Source organism: Flavobacterium sp. (assembly GCF_044368625.1).
Taxonomy (GTDB): domain Bacteria; phylum Bacteroidota; class Bacteroidia; order Flavobacteriales; family Flavobacteriaceae; genus Flavobacterium.
On sequence record NZ_JBIPPD010000373.1, the window covers coordinates 1 to 3,452 of the forward strand.

Sequence of the window (3,452 nt, forward strand, 5' to 3'; positions counted from 1 at the left end):
GAAGCGGAGTAATGATGACAATATAATTGAATCATTTTTGAATTTCCGATACTTGTCTTAAATTGAATTTGAAAGTGATAAAATTTTGTAGCCGTTTTCATCGTTTTTTAAATCTCCTATATTTACTATGGTTTCAGCCTCAAATAATGTCAACATAAAAAAATAAAAAAATAAATAAAAAACTCACTATTAAAAAAAACTTGTTTTTTTGTGCGCTTATTTCTTCTAAGGTAAATTTATGTCATTATATACCCGTGAGGAACTTCTCACAGAAATTGCAGAAACAAAATTAGAAATTAAAAACCGCAAGGGAATCTCTCAATTCAATTTCTCGACAGGAATGGGTTCCCAAGGTGTCACAAATCGGACACTTAAAGAGCTACGTGACCATCTAAATTTTCTAGAATCAGAACTTGGCGACTTGGACGGAAACGGATTAGTTTCAGGTGACTTTGTTCGTGAAATTGGGGGTATATAATGGGAAACCCAAACCCGATTAAAATTATAACCCCATACGATAAGTTAAATTTTTTCCAAAAAATCAACTATAAACTTCGAGAAACCTTCAAACCTCAAATAATAACTCCAGAAACTCCAGTAAATATATTCAACTGGATGGGTTCAAGTTTTGGAAATTCTATCGGGTGGGGAGGATCAAAATCCAGAGGAGCATTAAACGAAAACCTATCTCGCTACCAAGTCGTCTACAAGGATTACCGAGAATTAAGGAAACAAGCAAGAAAATCATGGGTAGAATCTACGGAAACCCGTGCAATTGTTGGAAGATCCGTAGAATTAACCGTTTCGTCTGGCATAAAACTAGATTGGACACCTGTTTTTTCCATGCTTGGCTATGATATGGAGTCTCAAGATTCCAAAAAATCAGCAAAAAAACTTTTAAATGAAGTCCACCAAAAATGGGTTTTAAGTGCTGAATCTTGCGAATTCGATGTAACCGAACGAAAAAACCTATATCAATTACAATATTTTCTAAGATTAATGTATAGAATCGACGGTGAATATTTTTGTATTTTGCGATATTACGACGATCCAAAAAAAATGTCACCCGTGGGAATTCAAATTGTAAGACCTGAGCAAATCATGAACCCCTCGAAAGCTGAGGACATTAGACTAATCCAAGAACGAGAAAATATTTGCGTCGATGGAATCGAATTAGACAAATACGGGAAAGCTGTAGCATATTATGTCTATGATGCCATGAATTATGTAAGAATTCCAAAAAAAGACCCTATTTCTGGTAGGATCTTTATGATTCATTCCGCAAATATTGAAGAAGTTGGTCAGGTTCGTGGTATCTCTACAATAGCAAGCCATTTGCACGAACTTTCTAAATTAACAGGATTCAAATTAGCTGAATTGCAAGCAGCTCTTGTAAATGCAGTAATGGCAGTTTGGATTGAACCATCAGAAACAAATAATGCAAGCAAAGTGTTTTCCGCAAGCGTAAAAAAAAGATCTGATGAAGCACAGACCGATGTGCCAGGCGCAATTACAACACCGTCCGCTGATTTTGACAAAGCTGGGATTATAGTTCAAAACCTAAAAGCTGGTGAAAAAATCCATTCATTCCAAGCAAATAGGCCAAACGTAAATTTTGAGAAATTCTATGACGCAATTCTGAAATCATTATGTGCATCGGAGGGCATGAGCCAATCAGTCGTTTTTGCAAAATTTGGTTCTAATTATTCCGCTCACCGTGGGGAACTATTATTAACTTGGAACAAAATCGAAATTGAACGCGAACAAATAAATAACGATTTTAATAATCCAGTTTTTCAAATGTGGTTTTGGGAAAGTGTAAAATCTGGAATTATTCAAATCAAAAATTATTCGACTTCATTCCAAAGGGCCGCTTGGGTAAAATGCGATTGGATTGGAATGCCAAAAATCGACATGGACCCCGTTCGGACAGTTCAAGCGGCTTCCATGAAAGTCAAAGAAGGGTTTTCACACCGAGCAAGGGAAACCGAGCAAATAAACGGATCGGAATTTTACGAAAATGTAAACCGTCTATCCGATGAGAATCCAAAATTGTATGAAGCCAACAAATACTTGGTTGAAGTTTCCCAAAAAGGAAATTTAACTATGCCTGAAAATCCAGAAAAAGAAGACGATAGCGAAAAATCTGATTCACCTAACGAAGATAGCGATAATCTAGAAAACGAATTTGAAAATACATAAAATGATATTTAAGATTAAAAAAAACTTGTCGAGTTTTACGCTACACAAATTTACGGTCAATTCAGAATGATTTTTTTAATCGAACCAATATTTTTTGCAAAATATAAATCTGATTTAGAAAGTGCTAAAAATATTAACTTAGATATGTTTGCCGCTCAATCGATGCAAAAAATGCAAGGATTCGGACAGCCTGACAAGCCCGAAAAAAAATATAAAATCGACGATAAAGGCAATGCTAAATTTGAAATCTCAGGTGTATTAAATTCAAAAAGATCATTCTTGGATATGCTTTTTGGCTATGCACCTAGCATGACTTATCCTGAAATTATAGAATCCTTACAAGAAATAGAAAACGATCCTTCGATCAAATCTTTAGAAGTTTTTTTTAACACCCCAGGTGGATATTCCAGCGGAGTTGATGAAGTAGCAGTCTCATTCCAATTATTTTCTAAACCTAAAACTGCTTACGTTGGCCAACAAATGGCAAGTGCTGGATATTATCTAGGTTCCCAATTTGATAAAATTGTAGCAACTTCGGAAGCTTCCCAAATCGGTTCCATTGGAACTATGGTTCAATATTGGCAAAGTCCAGAACAATATAGTTTTAGAAGTTCAGACGCTCCAAAAAAGAACCCAGATCCAACTTCTGAAATTGGAAAAAAATTCATAGTTGAACAGTTAGACGAAATCCAATCTCTATTTTTACAAAGGGTTTCGGAAGGAAGAAATATTTCAGTCGATAAAATAAAATCCGATTATGGGCAAGGCGGAGTTTTTCTCGCAAAACGTGCGCTAGAGTCTGGCATGATTGACGAAATCGACACTCCAAAACTTAAAATGACAAATGCGCCTTACGTAGATCCAACGATCGATCCAAGCCAAGAACCTTTAGCAAGCCAAAAAATTTATGGAAATGATAAGTTTCAAACATTGCCTAGAGCTCAGCTGTCAAGCAATACTTTACAACTTAAACCGCATAATATCATAACAACACAAAAGCAATCATCCCCGAATAAGGGAAAAATTAAGGAGAACAAAAAAATGGATATAAACACATTAAAAAGTGAATACCCAGAAGTTTTTGCTCAAGCCTCAAAAATCGGGGAAGAGCAAGAAAAAAATAGAGTAGCTATGTTCAATAACTACATGGAAGCCGATCCGCAAAACGAAAAGCTAGTTGCAATTTGCAAACAAGCGATAGTTGAAGGAAAGGAATTCAAGTCGGTCGAACCTCAGCTATTAGTAGCCCT

At 35.6% G+C, this 3,452-nt stretch carries 3 protein-coding genes; all 3 read left to right on the forward strand.

Annotated features, from left to right (window positions below):
• Positions 1–238: 238 nt before the first annotated feature.
• Positions 239–478 carry a hypothetical protein gene (locus ACIQ2X_RS17045; RefSeq protein WP_396180224.1) on the forward strand — a complete coding sequence of 80 codons (240 nt, stop codon included), beginning with the start codon at positions 239–241 and terminating at the stop codon, positions 476–478.
• Positions 478–2,202 (forward strand): phage portal protein, encoded by a 1,725-nt coding sequence (locus ACIQ2X_RS17050; RefSeq protein WP_396180225.1) that lies wholly within the window; start codon positions 478–480, stop codon positions 2,200–2,202. The genes ACIQ2X_RS17045 and ACIQ2X_RS17050 overlap by 1 nt, the downstream gene beginning before the upstream one ends.
• A 66-nt stretch (positions 2,203–2,268) precedes the next feature.
• On the forward strand, positions 2,269–3,452 hold a 1,184-nt coding region (locus tag ACIQ2X_RS17055), incomplete at its 3' end, for a S49 family peptidase (RefSeq protein WP_396180226.1).